This is a genomic window from Nonomuraea sp. NPDC049784 (genome assembly GCF_040659615.1).
Classification (GTDB): domain Bacteria; phylum Actinomycetota; class Actinomycetes; order Streptosporangiales; family Streptosporangiaceae; genus Nonomuraea.
Window position 1 is genome coordinate 1 of the sequence record NZ_JBFAMX010000783.1, and the last position, 4,030, is coordinate 4,030.

Consider the following 4,030-nt stretch of genomic DNA (forward strand, 5'->3'; position numbering starts at 1 on the left):
GTGACCGCGGCGCCGGGCACCGTCGATCCGGTCGGGCCGTACACCACCCGCCCCGAGATCGTGCCCCAGCGGGTCCGCTTCAGCCGCACGGGCAGCTCGGAGGTCTGGTCGGCCCTGACCTGGACGGTCTCGCGCGTCGTCTCGTACCCGAACCTGGATAGCGTCAGCTCGTGCCGTCCCGCGGGAAGCCGCAGCTCGAAACGGCCGTCCGCGCCGGTCTCGACGCTGCGGCCGTCCTGTCTGGCGACCTTGACGCCGGCCAGCGGCCTGCGGGTGCGCTCGTCGGTGACGACGCCGCGGACGCCGCTCTTCAGCCCCGCCTCCGTGACGGCGGCGTAGGCGTCGATCCGGCCGCTGCCGTAGCGGGGGTTCGGGCGTGCCCCGTACCGGTCGTCGGAGACCGACGTGCCGCGCAGGATCTCCAGCGCGGCGTCGACGCTCAGGTCCGGGCGGGCCTGCAGCAGGAGCGCGACCGTGCCCGCCACGTGCGGGGTGGCCATCGAGGTGCCGCTCAGCGTGCGGTAGCCGCCGCCCGGCCATGCCGACAGCACGTCCACGCCGGGGGCGGACACGTCTGGCACGACGTACGAGTCCGGCCACTCGGGTGGCGCGTCGAACCAGTCGCTCCGCTTGACCACGCCGCCGCATGAGAAGTCGGGCACGGCGTCGTCGGCGTCGGTCGCGCCCACGGCCACGGCCTCGAACACGTTGCCCGGGCTGGCCGACTGGCCGGGCGCGCAGTCGTTTCCGATGGCGAAGGCGGGGAACGCGCCGGCGAAGTAGATGTTCCTGGCGGGCTCGATCAGCTCGTCGGCGTAGCCCTCCGAGCCCAGCGACATGCTCACCACGTCGGCCGGCCGGCCCGCGGGGCTGCCGTCGGCCTTGAACGGGGCCAGTGCCCACTGCATGCCGGCGATCACCTGAGCCAGCGTGCCGCTGCCGCCGGGGATGATCAGGCCGGCCATCAGCTCGGCGCCGGGCGCGACCCCGATCTGCGTGCCGGACGCGTTCCCGCCCGCGATCGTGCCCGCCACGTGCGTGCCGTGGTAGCTGCTGTCGTGCGGCTCCGAGGCCACCGGCTTGCCGTCCCGGTCGAACTCGATCCAGCCGCCCGGGTGCTGGGGATCCGAGGGGTCGTCGGTGGCCAGCTTGTTCGCGAGGTCGGGGTGTGTGGCGTCGATGCCGGTGTCGAGCACGGCCACGCGCACGCCCTTGCCGGTGATCCCGGCGCTCTGCGCCTTGTCCGCGCCGATCTTGGCGATGCCCCAGGCCTTGCCGTCCGCCGCGGGCTGCTGTTCGGGCTCGGGGGCCTCGAGCGTGAAGTTGGGGATGATCCGTTCGACCGTGTCCAGGCCGGCCAGGGCGCTCAGGGTGCCGGGCGCGACCCGTACCAGGACCATGTTCTTCAGCCAGAACGTGTTGAGCACCTGGTCGCCGCGCTCCTTGACCAGCTGGACCACGGGGTCCTGCACGGACTCGGCGCTCTCGGCCAGTGCGGTCCGCGCCTCGGCGCGGGACTTCAGCGCGGGCAGGTCCTGGGGTGCGCGGAGCACGACCGCCGCCTCGACACGGCCGCTCTTGAGCTGCGTGACGAGCTTGGGATCCACCTTGGGCCCCGGCTCCGCCACGGTCTCGGCCGCAGCCGGGCTCGCCACGAGGGTTCCGAGGAGGAGTACGGCCGGTAAGAAGACGGCGAGAAGGCGTTGCTTGAAGGATCGGCGAGGGGAAGGCGGCATGGCGCTCCTTAATTCACATAAAGCCACAGGAACGCTGACATCCTTCGCCGTTTCCTGACAAGATCGGTTGATGACGAGTTTCGGTCATGTGACATAAACCCGACACACGGCGAAGAGAGCGGGATGCTGGAAGCGATCGGATTAGGCCACCAGGACGAGGAGGTTTACAACGCCCTGGTCCGGCGGACGCAGGCGACGGTGGCGGAGATCACACAGGACTGCCACCTGCCCGCCACGGCGGCCCGGCGCACCCTGCAGTCACTGGTCGAGCTCGGCCTGGCCACCCGTTCTACCGGCCGTCCCACCCGCTACGTCGCCGTCTCGCCGGACAGCAGCCTGGAGGCCATCCTGCGCGAGCGTGAACGCGAGCTGGACGGCGTGCGCACGCACGTCCGCGCCCTGATGGACGTCTACCGCGCCGGCACCCGCTTCGCCCACCCCGGCGAGCTGATCGAGGTCGTCTCGGGTCGCGAGGAGGTCAACCACCGGTGGGCGCGGATGCAGCAGGACACGCGGGCGCAGGTGCGCGGCTTCGACCGCCCGCCGTATGCCGATCCGCAGGAGCACACCGAGTCCAACCCCATCGAACTCCACCTGCTCCGCCAAGGCGTGAAATACCGCGTCATCTACGACACGAGCGTGCTGGACCTGCCGGGCTGGCTGGAGGACGTCACGGCCGGGATGCAGCACGGGGAGCAGGCCAGGATCCATGCGAACCTGCCGATGAAGCTGGCCATCTCGGACGACCGCCTGGCCATCATCCCGCTGCTGCGGCCGGGCGACAGCATGGTCACGGCCTCCTACCTGATCCACCCGTCACCGCTGCTGGACGCGCTCGTGGCCCTGTTCGAGGCCCTGTGGGAACGCAGCGTGCCGGTACGCATGACCGCCCCCGGCAGGGAGCTGTCGGAGGACGAGGAGCGCCTGCTGACCCTGCTCGCCGCGGGCGCCACCGACAAGGCGGCCAGCCGTGCCCTGGGGTGGAGCGAGCGAACGGTGCAGCGGCACCTCACGAAGCTGATGCGCCGGCTGGGCGCGCAGACCCGCTTCCAGGTCGCGATGGAGGCGACACGGCGCGGCTGGATCTAGCGAGGGTAGGCGCCCCCGTCGAGGCTGATGACCTGGCTGGTGAGGTAGCCGTTGCGCAGAACCGCCAGGGCCAGGTCGGCGACCTCGTCCGGGTGCCCGAACCTGCCGACCGGCAGGAGGTGCGGGTCGGCCGTGGCGGGGAGCATGGCGGTGTCCTGGATCAGCGCGGGAGCGAGGGCGTTGACCGTCACGCCGTGCGAGGCGACATGCGAGGCCAGGAAGTGGAGCATGCCGTGCAGGCCGGCCTTGGAGGCGGCGTAGTGGGGGCCGACGATGCCGCCGGTGAAGGCCGCGATGGACGACATGAACAGCACCCGCCCGAACCCGCGCTGCGCCATCCCCGGCAGCGCCCGCTGCGCCAGCAGGAAAGGGGCCCGCAGGTTGACGGCTATCGTGCGGTCCCACGTCACCGCGTCCACCGCGGTGTAGTCCTGCTGGATGGCGTAGCCGGCGTTGGAGATCAGCACGTCGACGGGGCCGAGCGCCTCGGCCGCGGCGCGGAGCAGGGCGGCCGGCACCTGGGGATCGGCCAGGTCTCCGGGCAGCGCGATCGCGTCCACGCCGGCGTCCCGCGCCTGCGCCACGAGGTCGTCGGCGTGTCCGGAGCGGGTGCCGTACGTGAAGGCCGTCCTGGCTCCCGCCGAGATGAGCCGGCGTCCGATGGCCTGCCCGATGCCGCCCGACGCGCCGGTCAGTAGGGCCACGCGCCCATTGAGATCGGTCATGGTCATCTATCTTCCACGTGACGGGGGCGTCGGGGGGAGGTTGGAAAGGGGCGTTTCCGTACGTCTTCCACTGTGTGCTCACGCGTAACTCAAGGTCCACCTTGGCGGTCTACGGTGCGCGCATGACGATGCGCAGGTTACTCGCGAGCGTTCTTGCCGGTGTCCTCGCCGGCGGTACGGTCGCCGTTGTGCTGACCCAGACGACTCCCGCCACGGCAGACCGCCGCGGCCACGCCCCTATCGTGATCGGCCACCGGGGCGCGAGCGCCCACCGGCCCGAGCACACCCTCCTGTCGTACGAGACCGCCATCGCGATGGGCGCCGACTACATCGAGCCCGACCTCGTCTCCACCAAGGACCACGTGCTGGTCGCCAGGCACGAGAACGAGATCTCCGGCACGACCGACGTGGCCGCGCACCCGGAGTTCGCCGACCGGCGCACCACCAAGACCGTGGACGGCCAGCCGGTGACCGGCCGGC

4 protein-coding genes are annotated in these 4,030 nt (G+C 71.5%); 2 read left to right on the forward strand and 2 right to left on the reverse strand.

From position 1 onward, the window contains the following. Positions 1-1,736, reverse strand: a 1,736-nt coding sequence (locus AB0J09_RS58360) for a S8 family serine peptidase (protein WP_360711816.1), incomplete at its 3' end; no start/stop codon positions are given. Positions 1,737-1,859: 123 nt separating this feature from the next. On the opposite strand from AB0J09_RS58360, the gene AB0J09_RS58365 reads away from it, so the two are divergent. After that, on the forward strand, positions 1,860-2,825 hold the full coding sequence (locus tag AB0J09_RS58365) for a helix-turn-helix domain-containing protein (RefSeq protein WP_360711819.1): 966 nt from the start codon (positions 1,860-1,862) through the stop codon (positions 2,823-2,825). Here AB0J09_RS58365 and AB0J09_RS58370 read toward each other — a convergent pair. Then, positions 2,822-3,550: an SDR family NAD(P)-dependent oxidoreductase gene (locus tag AB0J09_RS58370; RefSeq protein WP_360711821.1), complete on the reverse strand. Its 729-nt coding sequence runs from the start codon at positions 3,548-3,550 to the stop codon at positions 2,822-2,824. The genes AB0J09_RS58365 and AB0J09_RS58370 overlap by 4 nt on opposite strands. A 128-nt stretch (positions 3,551-3,678) precedes the next feature. Between AB0J09_RS58370 and AB0J09_RS58375 the strand changes: the two genes are divergently transcribed. Further along, positions 3,679-4,030 (forward strand): glycerophosphodiester phosphodiesterase family protein (locus AB0J09_RS58375; protein WP_360711824.1); only part of this gene is annotated, 352 nt, incomplete at its 3' end.